Origin of the sequence: Nitrospirillum iridis (assembly GCF_014205765.1) — a bacterium.
GTDB classification, from domain to species: Bacteria; Pseudomonadota; Alphaproteobacteria; order Azospirillales; family Azospirillaceae; genus Nitrospirillum; species Nitrospirillum iridis.
This window is the reverse complement of record NZ_JACIIZ010000003.1, coordinates 531,704-547,022: the sequence shown is the minus strand read 5'-3', so window position 1 is coordinate 547,022 and position 15,319 is coordinate 531,704. Positions and strand designations below refer to the sequence as shown.

Sequence of the window (15,319 nt, the reverse complement as noted above, 5' to 3'; positions counted from 1 at the left end):
AATGGCAACGCCCTGCAGGCCGGCACCTACACCATCGCGGCGGCGGGCAACGGGCTGAGCCTGAGCGGGGTGAGCTTCAGCGCCACGGGCTACACGGTGACGGGCAACGTGGTGACGGTGGGGAGCAATACCGACCTGGTGGTGACGGTGGCGGGGACGGCCACGAACTACACGGCGGTGGGCAACGCCCAGGGCGGTGCGGCGGTGGGCACGGGCTCGGCGCTGGACCAGATCGCGGCGCTGGCGTCGAGCAGCATCACCACCAACGCGGCGGTGGCGGCGTTCACCCAGCAGGTGCTGGCCCCCCTGGCCACCCTGTCGGCGGAGGCCAAGCAGGTGGCGGTGGCGCAGCTGTCGCCCAGCCAGCTGACGCCGCAGCTGACGGCGACCTCGGTCACACCGACGACGACGGCCATCAGCCAGCACCAGGAGACGGTGGCCGGTCTGATGGACGGCAGCGGCAAGGGTGCGGCGGCCGGCTCCCAGGGGCGCGAGGGCGCGATCTGGGGCGAGGTCGTGGGGGCGGGCGTGCTGCGGGGCACGACGACGGAGGCGGCGGGCTACCGCGCCAGCAGCGCCGGGGTGGTGCTGGGTGCGGACTGGTTCGCCAGCGACGAGGTCATGGCGGGCCTGGCGTTCAGCTGGATCAACAGCGCGTCGGTGGGCCAGGGGGTGATGGCGGGAAGTACGACGCGGGTGGGGAGCTACCAGCTGACGGCCTACAGCGTCTGGCGTCCGGATTGGGCGGATCAGAAGCTGTCGGTGGAGGGCCAGCTGGGCTTCGGCTACAACCACTTCGACCAGCGGCGGACCATCGCCTTCCTGGGTGCCCGGGCCAACGCCAACTATGGCGGAGAGCAGTACCTGGGCAAGGTGACGGTGGGCTACGATCTGCCGCAGCAGGGGGCGTTCACCTTCACGCCGCAGTACAGCCTGCGCTTCGTGCGCCTGGTCAACCATGGCTACCAGGAACGGGACGCCGGGGCGGCCAACCTGAAGGTGGACACGCTGGCGACCAACGCCGTGACCCAGGAACTGGGGCTGAAGGTGGACACGGAGATGGACACCCTGTTTGGCAAGCTCTCGCCGGACCTGCGGGTGGCGTGGGTGCACGACTTCCGCGACGCGCCCATCCCGACGACGGGCGTGCTGGCGGGCGTCAGCTTCGCCAGCACCACCGGCCGGGTGAACACCGACGGCCTGGCCGTCAACCTTGGCGCCACCCTGCAGCACAGCGACGCCTTCAGCCTGCGCCTGGAGTACAATGGCGAATACCGCCACGACTACCAGAGCCACGGCGGTGTCCTGCGCGCCAGCTGGAGCTTCTAACCCGCTACAAGAGCCATCCCAGCCCCGCCGGAATACCCCGGCGGGGCCTCTATCGAGGGGGCCCCCATGTGGCGATCAAGGTGCCACCGGTGACCGCCAACGAAAGCGGTATCGGCCACACACCGCGTATCAGTTTCCAGTGTCTGGGTGATCCTGCGCCGGGGAGGTTGGTGGTGGCCCCGTCGCGTTGTCCGGCGCGGCGATGAGGAAGACGGCGCCGGCGATTATCATGGCGGCCGCCACGACGGCGAAAATCATTTGCCGCCGATTCAGCCGTGTTCGCATCACGACGAGGGAAGGCCCCGAGTTGCGCTTCGGTAGCAGGAGCACCAACCTGGCGGCGATCGACCGGGCGTCGGCCAGGGACCATCGGCTCAGGGGCATTGTCGCGATCAATCCCGCCAGCTCGTTCAGGGCATCGGGCTGTGGCAGCCCAGCGAGCCGTCCGGCTTCTTGCCATGGGTCCAGACCCAACCGCGCCAGTGCCGAGATGACCCTGAGTGGCATGCCGCTATCTTCGACGCCGATGTCGGCAAACAGAAAGCCGCTCAGGTCGGACTGCGCCAGCGCGAAGACTGCGTGCTCTGCCAAAGGGGGCTCCTCACATCGGACCGCCCGGCTTACGGCAGGCATCGGGAACTTGGCGCGGGCCGCTGCATGATGATGCGTGGGTGAGGCAAGATGAACCCGAACGGGCGCGGGGCGCCAGGGTCGGAAATTACCCAGCCCGTTCCCTGGGCACGCCGGTGCCCGGTCGCTTTCGATGCTGTGACCTCGACGCGCTGATCGCCATCCGGGCGAATGGCGCCTTCATTGAGAAAACGGAACCGGCAAGGCTGGGGGAGGACAACCGCCCTTCCGGTTTCCCTCACTCCTGGGATGGGCGAGGCCACCCATTGACCGTTATCGATGGTTCTGGTCAATGGTGGCAACCAGGTGAGCCACGATTGGGAAACGAGGGAGATCGACGAATGCAACCGATGTGGGCCATCGGCCTGATGACAGGCACCGTGCTGGACGGAATGATCGATATCGCGTGCATCCGCACGGATGGTGTCCATGTGTTCGACTTTGGCCCTTGGAAGCTCACCCCCTACCCGACGGACCTGCGTGGCCTTTTGGCGGAGACTGTGGCCCAGGCGCTCACATGGCGCTTCGAGGGGGCGGAGCCGCCGATTTTCGCCGAGGCTGAACGGGCGCTGTCCCGCGCCCAGGCAGAGGCGGTCGCCCAGTTCCTGGGCGAGAACGCCATTCGGCCGGAGGAAGTGGCGGCCGTGGGCTTCCACGGTCAGACGGTGCTGCATCGCGCGCCTGTGCCCGGCCGCTTCGGTGACACCCGCCAGCTGGGCGACGGTCAACTCATGGCCGACATCCTGGGCATCGACGTCGTCTATGACTTCCGCACGGCCGACATGCGCGCCGGCGGCCAGGGCGCGCCGCTGTCCGCCTCCTACCACGCCGCCCTGTTGAAGCGCATCCACGCCGGTCCCGAGGTGGCGGCCCTTAACCTCGGTGGCGTCGGCAACATCACCTGGTGGGATGGCGAGGACCATTTCGAGGCGTTCGACACCGGTCCCGCCAACGGCCCCATCAACGACTGGATCATGCGCCACGGCGGCGGCGAGATGGATGTGGATGGCGCCATCGCCCGGCGCGGCCGGGTGGATGAGGCCCGTCTGTCCAGGCTGCTGGATCACGCCTACCTGTCCGCGCCCTACCCGAAGTCCTTGGACCGCCACGACTTCACCGCCGACATGGCCAACGGCCTGTCGCTGGAGGATGGTGCCGCCACCCTGACCGCCTTCATCGCCGGCGCTGTCGGCCGCTCCCTGGATATTCTGCCCACCCGTCCGACAAAGCTGATCGTCTGTGGCGGCGGGCGCAAAAATCCGGCCATCATGGATGCCCTGGTCGAGCGCGCCAAGGTCGAGGCCATGCCGGCCGAGGCCGTGGGCTGGCGGGGCGACGCGGTGGAGGCGGAGTGCTTCGCCTACCTCGCCGCCCGCGTGCTGGCCGGCTTGCCCATCAGCTTCCCCAAGACCACGGGGGTGCGTGAGCCTATGACTGGCGGTACCGTGGCGCGGCACACCCCCTGACGGATTGAGCCGACGGAGGCCGGCACCTTCTCCGTCAAGGAGAACGCGGAGGTGCTGCGCATTGAGCGTGTCACCCACCTGGGGGCTGGCACGCCGGTGGAATTCACCCGCTCCGCCTACCGGCGACGGCCGGTATGAATTCGTGAGCGATCTGCACTGTGAATGACGGTGGTCCGCACACCGGCCCGTACCAGCCCCCGCAAGGCGCTGGTGCTGGCCGGCGTGGAAGCCATCACAGGGCGGCCCCTCTGGCCAGCGCGCGCCGGGCGATGCTTTCGGCGAAGAAGGGCGTCTCGCGGCGGTTATGATCGCCGCCGGCGGCCTGCCGGGCCGCAGCGGCGTCTTCGAAGCGGATGCCGTGCGCGGCGATGAAGTCCATGAAGGCGTCCGTGGGACGCGCCGTCACCCGGTTGGTGTAGCGGGTGCGCCCGTTGCCGGCGTCTTCCGCGATCAGTTCCCACAGCACATTGACCTGCGTGCGGCCGTTGGCGGTGAACACGTCGCTGATCGAGTTCATCCGCACATAGTCCGGCCGGGCCTCCTCGGCCACATAGTGCTGCACGACCAGCCCCGTGCCGATCATCTCGACATTGATCGACATGCGGCGGCCGTCATCGGTGACGGTGGTGCCGGCGGCGATGTGGTCGGGCGCGCAGCAGCGCTGATATTCGGCCTCGGGCAGGTTGAACAGCCAGTCGGCAATATCGATCTGGGCCAGCGGCACGGCGATTTCGTGCGAATAGGCCGACTGCGAGAGGATTTGGTCGAGTATCTTCATGGTGTTTCTCCGGGGTGTTGGGGCCGATCACCGTGATCCGCGCCGACGCCTTCCAGATGCCTCGACCTGGGGCGGATGATAACGCATGGTGATCCGCAAACGGCTTTGCTCGTTTCGCAAAGATGGAGCCCACGGCGTATGAAAGACCCCCGCTTTGCCGAGCATCTGGCCGTGTTTGTCGACGTGGTGCGGCACGGCAGCTTTTCGGGCGTGGCGCGGCGGCGCGGGCAGACACCCTCGGCCATCGTGCGCCAGATCGACGCCTTGGAGCATTCGCTGGGCGTGCCGCTGCTCGTGCGGTCCACCCGCGCGCTTGCCATGACCGACGCCGGTGAGCGGCTGTTCGAACGGGCCCAGCCTTTGCTCGACCAATTGGCCGACACCCATGCCGAAGTGGCCGCGTTCGATGGCGCGGTGGCGGGCGTGGTGCGGATCGCGTGCTTTCCCACCTTCGGCAAGTTCTATGTCATTCCAGCGATGGAGCGGCTGATGGACGAGCACCCCAAGATAAGGGTGGAACTGGATCTGACCGAGCGGCTGGCGGATCCGGTGTTGGAGCGCCTCGACGCGGTGATCCGTATCGGCACCTTGGCCGACAGCACACTGATCGCCACCAAGCTGGCCGAGCAGCGCCGCCTGCTGGTGGCCAGCCCCAACTATCTCGCACGCGCCGGCACGCCGGTCACCCGCGCCGGCTTGGTCGCGCACCGTCTGATCGACAAGCTGCATGGCGCCGATTTGTTGGGCTGGGCTGACGTGCTGGGCGGGCCCGTGGCGGACATGGCAAGCGAGGGCGCGGTGTTCCGTTGCGACGATTTCGACGCCATGCGCCGGGCCACACGATCAGGAATGGGCGTGGCCCTTCTGCCCGACTGGGTGGTGGGCGAGGATGTGCGCGCGGGCGCCCTGACGCGCCTGTCGCTTGACGGTGAGCACTGGAATGCCGCGCCCGTGGGCATCTGGTTGCTGCGCGCGCTGGCTCAGCCCTCCGCACGGCTGCGGGTCGTCACGCATGCGCTGCGTGAACTGGTCGGCAGTCCGCCAGTGTGGCAGGCTCCGGCGGTGCCGGGCGATAGGTAGCGCAAGGCTGATCACATCCTGGGACCCCTCCAGCCAGGAAGGGGGACGGAGGTGCGCGTCCGGCCAGGCACTGCCAGCTCAACCAAGAAAGAACTGTCGGTTGAACGCGAACATGTCCTTCAGGGTGCAGTATTCCGGCGCCCCGAGCAGGATCTCAGGACTGGCTTGCCGTAGGCCGAGCTTCCACTGGCGCAGCAGGTCGCGGAACACCCCATCCTCCTCCGCCGTCAACCAGTCCATCTGGTAGGCGATGGTGATGTGGAAGCGGTAGCGGTCATGGTCCGGCGCCCGGATGTCCAGGCAGGTGGACAGACGGTCGCGCAGGTCGCGCAGCTTGCGCTCCTCCGCATTGTTGACGGGCAGCAGACGGATGGTGAGGGGCCCTTCGCCCGCGGCGGGCTCCGCCAGGTCCACCGTCATGCGCAGAGGTAGGGCGCACTCCAGCTTGAAGGCTCGCAGCCGTTCCCCCAACAGTCGATTACACTCCTCCATGGGCGTGTCCAGGGGGATGGTGCCGGGCCATAGCCCGGGCTTGCGCTCCGCGTCGTTGGCGCCGCCGAAAATGGTGGCGTGATAGCTGGACGGCGGCAGCAAGGTGATCTTGCGGCTGAAGGCGTGCGCCGGCGCTTCCCGATAGATGTCCAGCAGGGCGTTGAAGGCCTCGGCATGCTCCCCCTGCTGGGGCAGGTGGCAGATGATGGTGTTGCCGGGAAAGGGCTTGACCCGGCCGTCGGGCCAGAATTTCCGGCCCACATCGCGCGGCCGGCGGGGTGGCAGGGCCGGCGCCCCGCCTTCCGGTGAGGCTTGCGTGGTGGAGGGCAGCATCAGCAGCGAGCTTCCCATCAAGCCCAGCAGGGTCCGCCGGGTGTTGTCGGGGCCGCCGTCGCGGTCGCCGTTTGGCATTGTAGCGTCCATTTTCAGTATCGGGCCTGCGGGTGGGGCTGGTGTCAGAAGTGCAGGGCTGCGCCCAGCATGACGGTGGGGGCGAAGTTGATATATTGCCGCCCCAGCTCCAGATCGCGGCCGTCATTTTCCCGCACATCCTCCTCCGTCAGATTTTGCACGGTGACGCTGACGGACAGCATGCGGCTGACGTCGTAGGACAGTTGCAGGTCCAGGCGGTCGGACGGCATGTAGTCGCGATTCTGGTAGTAGACCGCCGCCCCCGTCAGGTTGGAATAGCGGTCATCCCACATGCGGCCGGTGTGGTTCCAGGCGATACGGCCGTGCAGCCTCTCGCTCTCATAATAGAGCGAGACGTTGAAGACGCGGTTCGCCTGCTGCGGCAGTTCATGGCGGTCCACCACCGTGCCATCGCCCAGGATGATGGGGAAGCTGGTCCAGGAGATCATGCCATTGGCGGCGATGCCGAAGCCGTAATAGGGCTCCGGCAGAAAATCGAAGTCATGGACAAAGTTGAACTCCAGGCCCTTCACGATGGCGTCATAGGGCGAGTTGCGGGCTTCCGACACGTTCACGGGCGCGCTGGCGCCGTTCACCGTAAGGCTCTCCGTCTGGGTGAAATTGAAAATCTCATGCTGGATGGTCTTGTAGTAGCCGCCCATGGAGATCAGTCCCCGGCCGTGGTCCAGATACAGCTCTTCCGCGATGTCGATATTGTCAGACAGGCGCGGCTTCAGGTCCGGATTGCCTTGGGACAGCGTGTATATGGCGCCGGTGGTGGACAGTGATCCGCCATGGGTGGCCAGATCGGAGTAGCGAGGCCGGCCCAGGGTCCGGCTATAAGCGAGACGCAACTGGCTGTCGTCGGATGTGTGGAGGGTCCCGGTCACCGAGGGCAGGGGCGTCGTATAGGTCTTGTCCGAGGTGGCGGGGCCGATGACGCCATTGGTCCGCACATAGCCGTCGGAGCTGAAGCGCGTGGTTTCCACCCGCACACCGCCCTGCACCCGCCATCCATCGCCGGTGTAGGCCAGCAGGCCATAGCCGGCGTAGATGTCCTCGCTCACCTGATAGTCGCCGCCCAGGGCCGACGCGGTGTCGCTGGTCTGGGCGGCGGACCCGGCATAGGCGGCGGCCAGCTTGGCGTAATTGCGCCAAAAGGCCTGGTCGGCCAGGGATTGGCTGATCAGCGGGATGCCGCCGTCATTGCAGGTGTAGCCGCACGTGTATTGGCCGGAGAAGGCGTCGGCCAGGGTGTAGCCGCCGTTGTTGTAGGTGGTCTGCGTCAGGCTGTTGTTCTGCCGTGTCCCCACCCACTTGGCGCCAACCTTGAAGCCCAGGCCACGGTCGTCCGGCCCGACATGGCGTGACAAGCTGACCTGGACATCAAAGACGTTCTCCCCCAGCTGGTAGTCCTGGAACTGTCGGTAATTCTGGGTGTAGAGCGCCCAGTTGTGGGCCTTCGCGCCGTCCACGGCGGTGAACAACGGCGCCCCGCCGCTGGTATCGTAGGTGAAGGCCAGATTGTTCTGCGTGAACTTGTCGAAGATCTGCGGATTGTCCAGCACAGCCCGCGACCAGCTGCCGCCCACATCCGCGATCAGGTCATTGGCGAAAGTGTAGGCGCCGCCGCCGTTCACGCCCCAGAGCTTGCGCGTGAAATTCAGGTTGGCCAGCTGGGCGTACTGGTTGACCAATGACAGGGTGCCCGTGGTGTCCGTCTGGCCGCTGTCGGTGGCGCCGCTGTTGACCGCGGCGTTCAAGTCGTTCCGCTCCGCCGATTCATGCTGGTAATAATAGTAGGACGACAGATGCGCGCTCAGTTGCGGGCTGGGCTTCCAGTCCAGCCGGGCGCTGGTGCCCAGGCGGCGCCGATCATCCTGGTAATTATACCAGAGGCGACCGGCCGGCACGGCGATGCCGTTGCCGCCATAGGCCGTGGTCGCCGGCTTGCCGTTGGCCTGATACCAGTTGGTGGCCGACGCCGTTTCCTCCTGGGGGACGAAGATGTCCCGCTCCCAATAGCTGGCGGACACCAGCAGGCCGAACTGGTCATCCCGCCCGAATTGCCAGGACGACCGCACCTGACCTTCGCCCGCCGGGGTTCTGCCGCCGGCGTCACCGCGCTGCAGGTTGTAGCCGCCCTTGGCTGAGACCAGGGTGGTGCCGTCGGGGAAGTCGAAGGCGCTGGGCGTGGCCAGGTTGATCACACCACCCACGGCATGGCCATCTAGATCGGGAGAGCCTGACTTGTACACCTCCATCCGTTGCGCCAGGTTGGACGGTAGGGTTTCCATGTAGACCTGCCGGCCGCCGCTGTCCGGGGTGGCGAAGGCGAAGCCGTCGATGGTGACGGTGTCGTAATTGGCGTCGAAGCCGCGGATGGTCACGAAGCGCGGTTCACCCTGGTACAGCAGCACATTGACGCCGGCCACGCGCTTCAGCGCGTCGGCCACGTTGAAATCGGGCAGGGTGCCGGTCTCATCGGCCGAGACGGCGTCCAGCACCTGGACGGCGTCGCGCTTGACCGCCGTGGCGCGCAGGTTGGCGGCGCGCTGCCCGGTGACGGTGATTTCCTGCAGCTCCGTTTCCGGATCGGTTGGCGCGGAGTGTTGCGTCTCCGCGAAGGCGGGGCGCAGCGCCACCAGGGCGCAGCCGGCCAGCAGAAGAAGGCTACAGGTGATCAATGGGCGCGGTGTGGTCATGGTGGCTCCCCCGATTGCGTACGGGGGTTTAATAACTCACTGTGAGTTATTAAATCGTGGCGGATTTTATGATATTTCGATGACAGCCCTGTGGGTCCGGTCATCAGCGGGCGGCGCGCCCTCAAAAAAAGTGATGCAGGAAGGGCAGGGTGGCGGCCCCCAGGGCGGCGCAATTGCTGCCAGCGCGGGAGACGATCAGGCTTGGGAAGCGACGGTCTTGCTGGCGCACCGGTACGGAATAGAACTGGCTGCCGTCGATGAGACGCTGTGCCAGGATCGGCGGAATGCGGCCGCCGATGACAATGGCGTCGGGGTCGAGGATGGCGGCGGCAGCCGAGATGATGGCGGACAGGCTCTCCCGGGTGCGGGCCAGCCACTCATCGACGGCTGGTGAGGCGGGATCGAAGCCTTGAAGCAGCCGACCCACGGAGGGATAGGTGCCGCCGGCCGCGTTCACCAAGTCCAGCAGCAGGCGCAGGGTGGGGCGGTTGGCCCGGGCGTCCGGCGGCAGGCTGCCCGTGAACTCCCCGGCGTTGCCATGGCGGCCACGCCAGGGCTTGCCCTCCAGCACGATGCCGCCGCCCAGGCCGGAGGCGATATAGATATAGGCGAAACTGCGGTGGTGCAGGCCGGCGCCATAGACGCTTTCGCCGGCGGCGGCGGCGCTGCCATCGTTCTCTATCCATACCGGAAGTCCCAGAGCGTCGCCCAGATGGGATTCCAGGTCGGTCAGCGCCCAGTCGTTCATCACCAGGGGGGCATTCACCACCCCCTTGTCGGCCACGAAGAAGCCGGGAACCGCGACGCCCACGCCGGCCAGGCGGGAGGGGGTGAAACCGGCCTTGCCCGCCAGGTCCTTGAGCAGGACGCTCAAATGGGTGGCCACCCGGTGCCGGTCGGATGTGTCGAACAGTTCCTCATGGGTCGCCCACACGCGCCCGGAAAGGTCGATCACCACGATTGAAAGGGCATCGTCCATGATCGACACGCCCATGGAAAAGGCGGCGTCGCGGGCGATTTCGATGGGCAGGCTGGGCTGGCCCGGGCCGGAGGGCACTTTCGGCCCGCCCACCACCAGATCCCGTTCCATCAAGCCCGCGACCAACCGCACGATGGATTGCAGGGTCAAGCCCGTTTCCCGCGCCAGGTCGGCCCGTGAAATGGAGCCCCGCTCCCGGATAAGCCGAAGTAGCCGCCGCTCGTTGGCGGAGCAATAGGCCTCGGGGGCGGCCAACCCGGAGGAGGGCGGCATCGACACAGGATCCATCAGGCAACCCATCCGCGCGTTCACATCGCGCTCTTATCTCAGGATGGCGCGCGTGACGCACCATCCTTGTGATTTCAGATATCCGCCCCCCACGCGGGGTCGGATCGGCTGGGCATGCCGGTTTCGACATGACCGGCCAAACGCCAGCCAAGTTCCCCCTCGGCGCCCGACAAGGTCAGCGTGATGTCATACCAGCCGTGGCTGCCGTCGGTCTGCCAGGCGATGGTCCGCCGCTCGCCGGGCCCCAGTGTCACCTCGACGGGCATGACGCCGTAGGCGTTGTCACGCAGGGTCAGGCGCGAAGCCGCCCCGTCCGTCCCTGTCATGGCCAGTTCCAGCGTCTGATGTCGTCCATCGGCCCTGGCGGACAGTGCCGCGGTTCGGGCGGCAGGGGGCGCGGCCGTGAACTGGCGCAAGAAGCCGTTGGGGCCCAGCACCAGGACATCGCACCCCTCCGCCTCGTTGCAGGGGGCGGGGGCGGACATGCTGGTTCCCGCGGCCAGCGTGTGGCGGGCGGGGGCGGCGTCCGGCGTCAGCCGGTCGAAGACGTGGAAGACGGCGGCGGCCCGCCCGTCGTTGCGGAAGGTCAGGATCGGTTCCCGGGTTCGCGGCGCCGCGCCCAGGTCGACCGCCAAGTCATAGGGCGCCGGGCGCGCCGGGCGCTGCCCGGCTTCCTGGCTCAGGTCGTCCTCATGACGCCGTGGGGTGGGGTCCGGCAGGTGGGCCTGGGCCTGCACCTGGGCACGATATCCCCGGGTGTCCGGCATTGAGGCCGGCGGCCCTTTGGCCTGGGCGAAGTCGAAGGCGCTGGTCAGGTCACCGCAGACAGCGCGGCGCCAGGGGCTGATGTTCGGCTCCGCCACGCCGAAGCGGGTTTCCAGGAAGCGCAGGACCGAGGTGTGGTCGAACACCTCCGAACAGACGGCACCGCCGGTGGACCAGGGGGAGACGACGATCATGGGCACGCGGGCGCCCAGGCCGAAGGGCTGGCCGTCGCTGGCGTTGATCTCTCCGCCCAGGTCGATATTGGACAGGCCGCCACCTGGCGCGGCCGGCGGCGCCGGCGGCAGGACGTGGTCGAAAAAGCCGTCGTTCTCGTCATAAAGGACGAACAAGGCCGTGTGCCGCCAAGTCTCCGGATTGGCGGTCAGCGCCTCCAGCACCGTGGCGATGTAGGCGGCCCCATCCAAGGGTGCGTAGCGCGGGTGTTCGGAATGGTTGTGCGGTGGCATCAGCCAGGATACGGCGGGTAACCGGCCCGCCTTGGCATCGGCGGCGAAGACGCTGGGCGGGCGGCGGGTCATGGCCTTGGCATGAAGGGGTGATCCCACGGGTGCTGCCGCGTACTGCTTGAAAAAGCGCAGGACGTTGAAGCAGCTGACGCCATCATCCTCGTCCACCGCCGGGCGATGCCGGGGCCTGATCATATCCTGCGGATCGATGGTGAAGGGGCCGTCGGCGTCCACCCCCTGGTAGATGCGCCAGGAAACGCCGGCCCGCTCCAGCCGCTCGGGATAGGTGGTCCAGGAAAAGGGCGGACCGTTCAGCGGCTGGTAGTCCGGACCTTCCGCCGGCTGTTTCAGCATGGGTCCGCCCGCCAGGCCCAGCGGGTCCACCGTGCCGGTCATGAGGTGGGCGCGGTTGGGGTTGGTGGCGCTGGGGGTGGAACAGAAGAAGGCGTCGCAGACGGTGAAGGCGTCGGCCAGCGCGAAGTGGAAGGGCAGGTCGGCGCGGGCGTAGTGCGCCATGGTCAGCCCCCCCTTGGCCGGCACCCAATTGTCGTTGCGGCCACCGTTCCAGGCGGCGTGCCCATCCACCCAGGAGTGGGGCAAGGAGGCGATGTTCTGGGCTGAGGTCGCGGCGCCGTCCAGGGGGAAGGGCCGCACATATCCGCCCTGGCCGTCCGCCTGGCGCCAGATGCCGCCTTTGCCGCCCGGCGCGGTCACCCGGTCGTGGAAGCCGCGAACTCCGCGCAAGGTGCCGAAGTAATGGTCGAACGACCGGTTCTCCTGCATCAGGATGACGACATGGCGGATATCGGCTAGGCCGCCGCCTGACGGTGGCGACAGCGCCAGGGCGCGGCTGATGGGGGCCAGCAGGGCGGCGGTGCCGGTCAGGCCGGCGGCGGATAGAAGGTGGCGTCGGGTCAGCCGCACGGGCGGTCTCGCATCGATGGGGGATGGAAGCCCCGGGGACGGTGGGTCCCCGGGGTGGGTTGGAGAGGTCAGAGGTCCGGGGTGAAGCGCACGCCCACCCAGAACACCGTCGGGACGGAATAGCTGTCCTTCAGCAGGTTCTGGTTGGGGCCGACCAGGCTGGTCAGGCGGGTGTGGGTCAGGTTGCTGACCTCCCCCAGCAGGGTCACGCTCTCACGGACCTTGTAGCTGGCCTGCAGGTCCACCTGTTCCCGCGGCGCCCAATACAGATCCTGCCAGGCGATATCCGGCACGATGGAGCGCAAGGCCTTGCCCTGGCGGCTGTAGGCGGCGCGGATCTCGAAACCGTCGGCGCTGTAGAAGGCCTGAAGGTTGCGCACCTGGTTGGGCTGTCCCACCAGCCGGCTCAGGGTCCGGCTGGCGCCGTTGGATTGCAGCACCGACATTTCGCCGTCCAGGAAGGACCAGTTGCCGCTGACGCCGAAGTCGCGCAGCCAGGGATGGATCCATTCCAGCGAGTTGACCACCGCGCTCAATTCCGCGCCCCGGATCGACGCCGTGCTGGCGTTCTGCGGGGTGGAAACCACGGCGTTGGCGTAGGTCACGCCCTGGTAGGTGTAGCCGAGGGAACTGGACGTGAAGATCTCGTCCTTGATGTCCTTGTTGAACAGGGCCAGCGACAAGAGACCGCCGCCCTCGTTGGGCAGCCGGTAATCAATGGCCAGGTCGACGTTGGTGGACAGGCGCGGCTTGATGTTGGGATTGCCGACGGTGACGGACACGCCCGTGGCGTTGGCGTTGCCCAGGTCCGAGGCGTTGGTGAAGCTGATGGACGTGCGCGCGGCATAGCTGTCGTAGCTGGGGCGGCCGATGGTCTGGCTGGCACCGGCGCGCACGTCCAGGTCGGGCGTGATGTCGTAGCTGGCCAGCGCCGAGGGCAGCAGATAATCGTAGCTGGAGCTGGTCTTCAGATCGGTCCAGGCGCCGGCCACCTTGGCGCGGCTTGTCGTGTCCTGGTCGGTGCTGTCGTTATGCAGGCCCACCTGGGCGTGGAAATCGTCCAGCGCATAGGCGACGGTGGCATAGGCGCCCACCGTCTGTTCCACATGCTTGAAGTTATCCTGGTTGTTGAAAGACGACTGGTCCGTCAGGTTGAACCAGGACGGGTTGGCGTTGAACACGGCCCAGGCCTTGGTGGGGTCGATGGTCAGCAGGTTCAGGCCGTTGGAGTATTTCATCGGCGCGCCGGCCGGCCCGGCGGCATCCACCAGCAGCACCCGGCCGGCGGTGTTGTTCGGCTCCCAATCGTTGCGCCAGACGTTGTAGTCAGGCCGGTCATCGGTGAAGCTGGCGCCCACGGCGAAGCCCAGGCCCTGGTCCTTGGCGCCCATATTGTACTTGTAGTCGGCGCGGGTGTTCTTGATGTCGTCGTCGGCCGACCGCTTGGCCTGGCGCCAGTACAGCCCGCTGTAATTGGACAGGTTGTAGTAGGCGCTGGGGTTCATGTTGAACTGCTGGTTCAACTGGCTGGTGTCATAGTTGAAGGCGTAGGCGGGTTTGGCCGCGTTGGCGGAGATGGCGCCGGCGTTGCCGGGGGCCGGGTAACTCAGCCCGGTCATGTACTTCACCATGTCGAACGGCTCACGGTAGGTAGACCGCGACATGTTACCGCGCACCGACAGCAGCTGGTTGTCGGCGGGGCGCCAATCCAGCCCCGCCTGTGCCAGATTGGTGGTGGTGATGATGTTGGAATGCTCGAACCCCACCTCCACATCGCCGCCGGGATAGCTGCCCGAGGTGGCGGTCTGGTTGTAGACGGTGGCGGTGCTGCGCGGATCCAGGATGACCTCGTTCCGCTCCATGGTGTCGACGAAGCGGTAATGACCCAGCGTCAGAAAGCCATAGAGGGCGTCGGTGGGCTGGATCTCCAGCTTGGTGGTGGCGCCGACACGCTGGCGGCTGTCCTCCACGTACCAATACTTGTCCTGCTGCGGTACGGCGATGCCGTTGCCCAGGTTGGTGGTCTTCTGCAGGACGCCGGCGCTGTTGTAGAAGTTGTAATGGATGGTGTCCGTCGTCATGTGGGTGTCGGTGAAGCTGTCCAGCTTCTGGTAATTCGCCGACACCACCACACCGAACATGTGGTCAGGGCCAAAGGTCATGCTGCCGGTGCCGCTGATGCGGCGGCCCAAAGGATCCTGGCTGCGCGGCTGGCCGTGGTCGTTGGCCATGCCCAGGGCGCCTTCCGCCGTGAAGAAGGGCCGGCCGCCATTGTCGAAGGCGCTGCGGGTCTTCAGGTTGATGGCGCCGCCCACGGCGTTGGGGTCCAGGTCGGCGGTGAAGGTTTTGGTCACCTGCAACTCGCTGATCATCGAAGTGGGCAGGATGTCCAGCCGCACGCCCCGGCCCATGGAGCCCAGGTTGCCGTTGGGCGTTCCGGGTGAGGCGATGGGCACGCCGTCGATGGTGACGTTGTTGTAGGCCGGACCCAGCCCCCGGATGACCGGGCTGGCGGCCTCATCGCGCGGATGCTCGTTATCGGTGGCCGGCAGGACGGACAGGCCGGGCACGCGCCGCAACGCCTCCACGATGGTGCGGTCGGGCAGGGACTGGGCGTCGTCCGCGCTGATGACGTCGGTCACGCCCGGCGTGTTCAGTTTGCTGTCGATCGCCTTGGCGTTCGACCGGCGCACGCCGGTGACGATGATCTCTTCCGTACCGCCGTCGGTCGCGTCCGATGCGGTTGGCGCCGCCTCCGCCGCCCAGGCTTGGCCGATGGCCGCCTGCAACACGCCCAGCGATAGGGCGGTACACAACAATGCCGCTTTGCGGCCAAAAATCCCCAAAAACCCCATGACTTCCCCCTGGCCTTGAATGGCCTTAGCAATTCTGCACGGATGCACCCCGGCGCATTCCATTAAATGTATGTAGCATGCATAGTATGCAACATGTATGAACTCTTGATGACGGCGGAGGAGTGTGTCTCTATGGGCTTATGCCACCCT

Annotated in this window: 11 protein-coding genes; 4 read left to right on the top strand and 7 right to left on the bottom strand. The window is 66.9% G+C overall.

The genetic code is table 11. The features are described 5' to 3' along the window. Positions 1-1,329: autotransporter outer membrane beta-barrel domain-containing protein (locus FHS74_RS07645; RefSeq protein ID WP_281384618.1), on the top strand; the 1,329-nt coding region annotated here is incomplete at its 5' end. Positions 1,330-1,458: 129 nt separating this feature from the next. Here FHS74_RS07645 and FHS74_RS07640 read toward each other — a convergent pair. Continuing rightward, positions 1,459-1,920, bottom strand: coding sequence for a hypothetical protein (locus FHS74_RS07640; protein ID WP_184799073.1), 462 nt, complete (start codon positions 1,918-1,920; stop codon positions 1,459-1,461). 389 nt (positions 1,921-2,309) lie between these two features. Between FHS74_RS07640 and FHS74_RS07635 the strand changes: the two genes are divergently transcribed. Together FHS74_RS07635 and FHS74_RS31280 are read left to right on the top strand one after the other, a co-directional pair. Then, complete coding sequence (locus FHS74_RS07635) at positions 2,310-3,425, top strand: anhydro-N-acetylmuramic acid kinase (protein WP_211106175.1); 1,116 nt, start codon at positions 2,310-2,312, stop codon at positions 3,423-3,425. Between the two features lie 51 nt (positions 3,426-3,476). Next, entirely contained in the window at positions 3,477-3,563 is an 87-nt protein-coding gene (locus FHS74_RS31280; protein WP_425491267.1) for a hypothetical protein, read from the top strand. A 94-nt stretch (positions 3,564-3,657) separates the two neighbouring features. Here the strand turns inward: FHS74_RS31280 and FHS74_RS07625 are convergent, their stop codons facing one another. Then, positions 3,658-4,203: a hypothetical protein gene (locus FHS74_RS07625; protein WP_184799069.1), complete on the bottom strand. Its 546-nt coding sequence runs from the start codon at positions 4,201-4,203 to the stop codon at positions 3,658-3,660. A gap of 138 nt (positions 4,204-4,341) precedes the next feature. Here FHS74_RS07625 and FHS74_RS07620 point away from each other — a divergent pair, with 138 nt between their 5' ends. Beyond that, the gene (locus tag FHS74_RS07620; protein ID WP_184799067.1) at positions 4,342-5,283 is read left to right on the top strand and encodes a LysR family transcriptional regulator; all 942 of its coding nucleotides are present in this window, start codon (positions 4,342-4,344) and stop codon (positions 5,281-5,283) included. Between the two features lie 78 nt (positions 5,284-5,361). On the opposite strand, the gene FHS74_RS07615 is transcribed toward FHS74_RS07620, so the two are convergent. The 5 genes from FHS74_RS07615 to FHS74_RS07595 form a co-directional block, all read right to left on the bottom strand. Next, a complete protein-coding gene (locus FHS74_RS07615; protein WP_211106160.1) occupies positions 5,362-6,186 on the bottom strand; it encodes a DUF1868 domain-containing protein in 825 nt (274 codons plus the stop codon). A gap of 44 nt (positions 6,187-6,230) precedes the next feature. Further along, a complete protein-coding gene (locus FHS74_RS07610; protein ID WP_184799065.1) occupies positions 6,231-8,891 on the bottom strand; it encodes a TonB-dependent receptor in 2,661 nt (886 codons plus the stop codon). A gap of 121 nt (positions 8,892-9,012) precedes the next feature. Continuing rightward, positions 9,013-10,158, bottom strand: coding sequence for an ROK family protein (locus FHS74_RS07605; RefSeq protein WP_184799063.1), 1,146 nt, complete (start codon positions 10,156-10,158; stop codon positions 9,013-9,015). A 74-nt stretch (positions 10,159-10,232) separates the two neighbouring features. Then, positions 10,233-12,314: a phosphocholine-specific phospholipase C gene (locus tag FHS74_RS07600; protein WP_184799061.1), complete on the bottom strand. Its 2,082-nt coding sequence runs from the start codon at positions 12,312-12,314 to the stop codon at positions 10,233-10,235. Between the two features lie 68 nt (positions 12,315-12,382). After that, positions 12,383-15,130, bottom strand: coding sequence for a TonB-dependent receptor (locus FHS74_RS07595; protein WP_246462956.1), 2,748 nt, complete (start codon positions 15,128-15,130; stop codon positions 12,383-12,385). Positions 15,131-15,319: the final 189 nt, after the last annotated feature.

Bases quoted from the DNA above. Each gene is read 5' to 3' on its own strand.
- FHS74_RS07635 (WP_211106175.1), top strand. From the start codon at position 2,310: ATGTGGGCCATCGGCCTGATGACAGGCACCGTGCTGGACGGAATGATC.
- FHS74_RS07625 (WP_184799069.1), bottom strand. From the start codon at position 4,203: ATGAAGATACTCGACCAAATCCTCTCGCAGTCGGCCTATTCGCACGAA.
- FHS74_RS07620 (WP_184799067.1), top strand. From the start codon at position 4,342: ATGAAAGACCCCCGCTTTGCCGAGCATCTGGCCGTGTTTGTCGACGTG.
- FHS74_RS07615 (WP_211106160.1), bottom strand. From the start codon at position 6,186: ATGCCAAACGGCGACCGCGACGGCGGCCCCGACAACACCCGGCGGACC.
- FHS74_RS07610 (WP_184799065.1), bottom strand. From the start codon at position 8,891: ATGACCACACCGCGCCCATTGATCACCTGTAGCCTTCTTCTGCTGGCC.
- FHS74_RS07605 (WP_184799063.1), bottom strand. From the start codon at position 10,158: ATGGATCCTGTGTCGATGCCGCCCTCCTCCGGGTTGGCCGCCCCCGAG.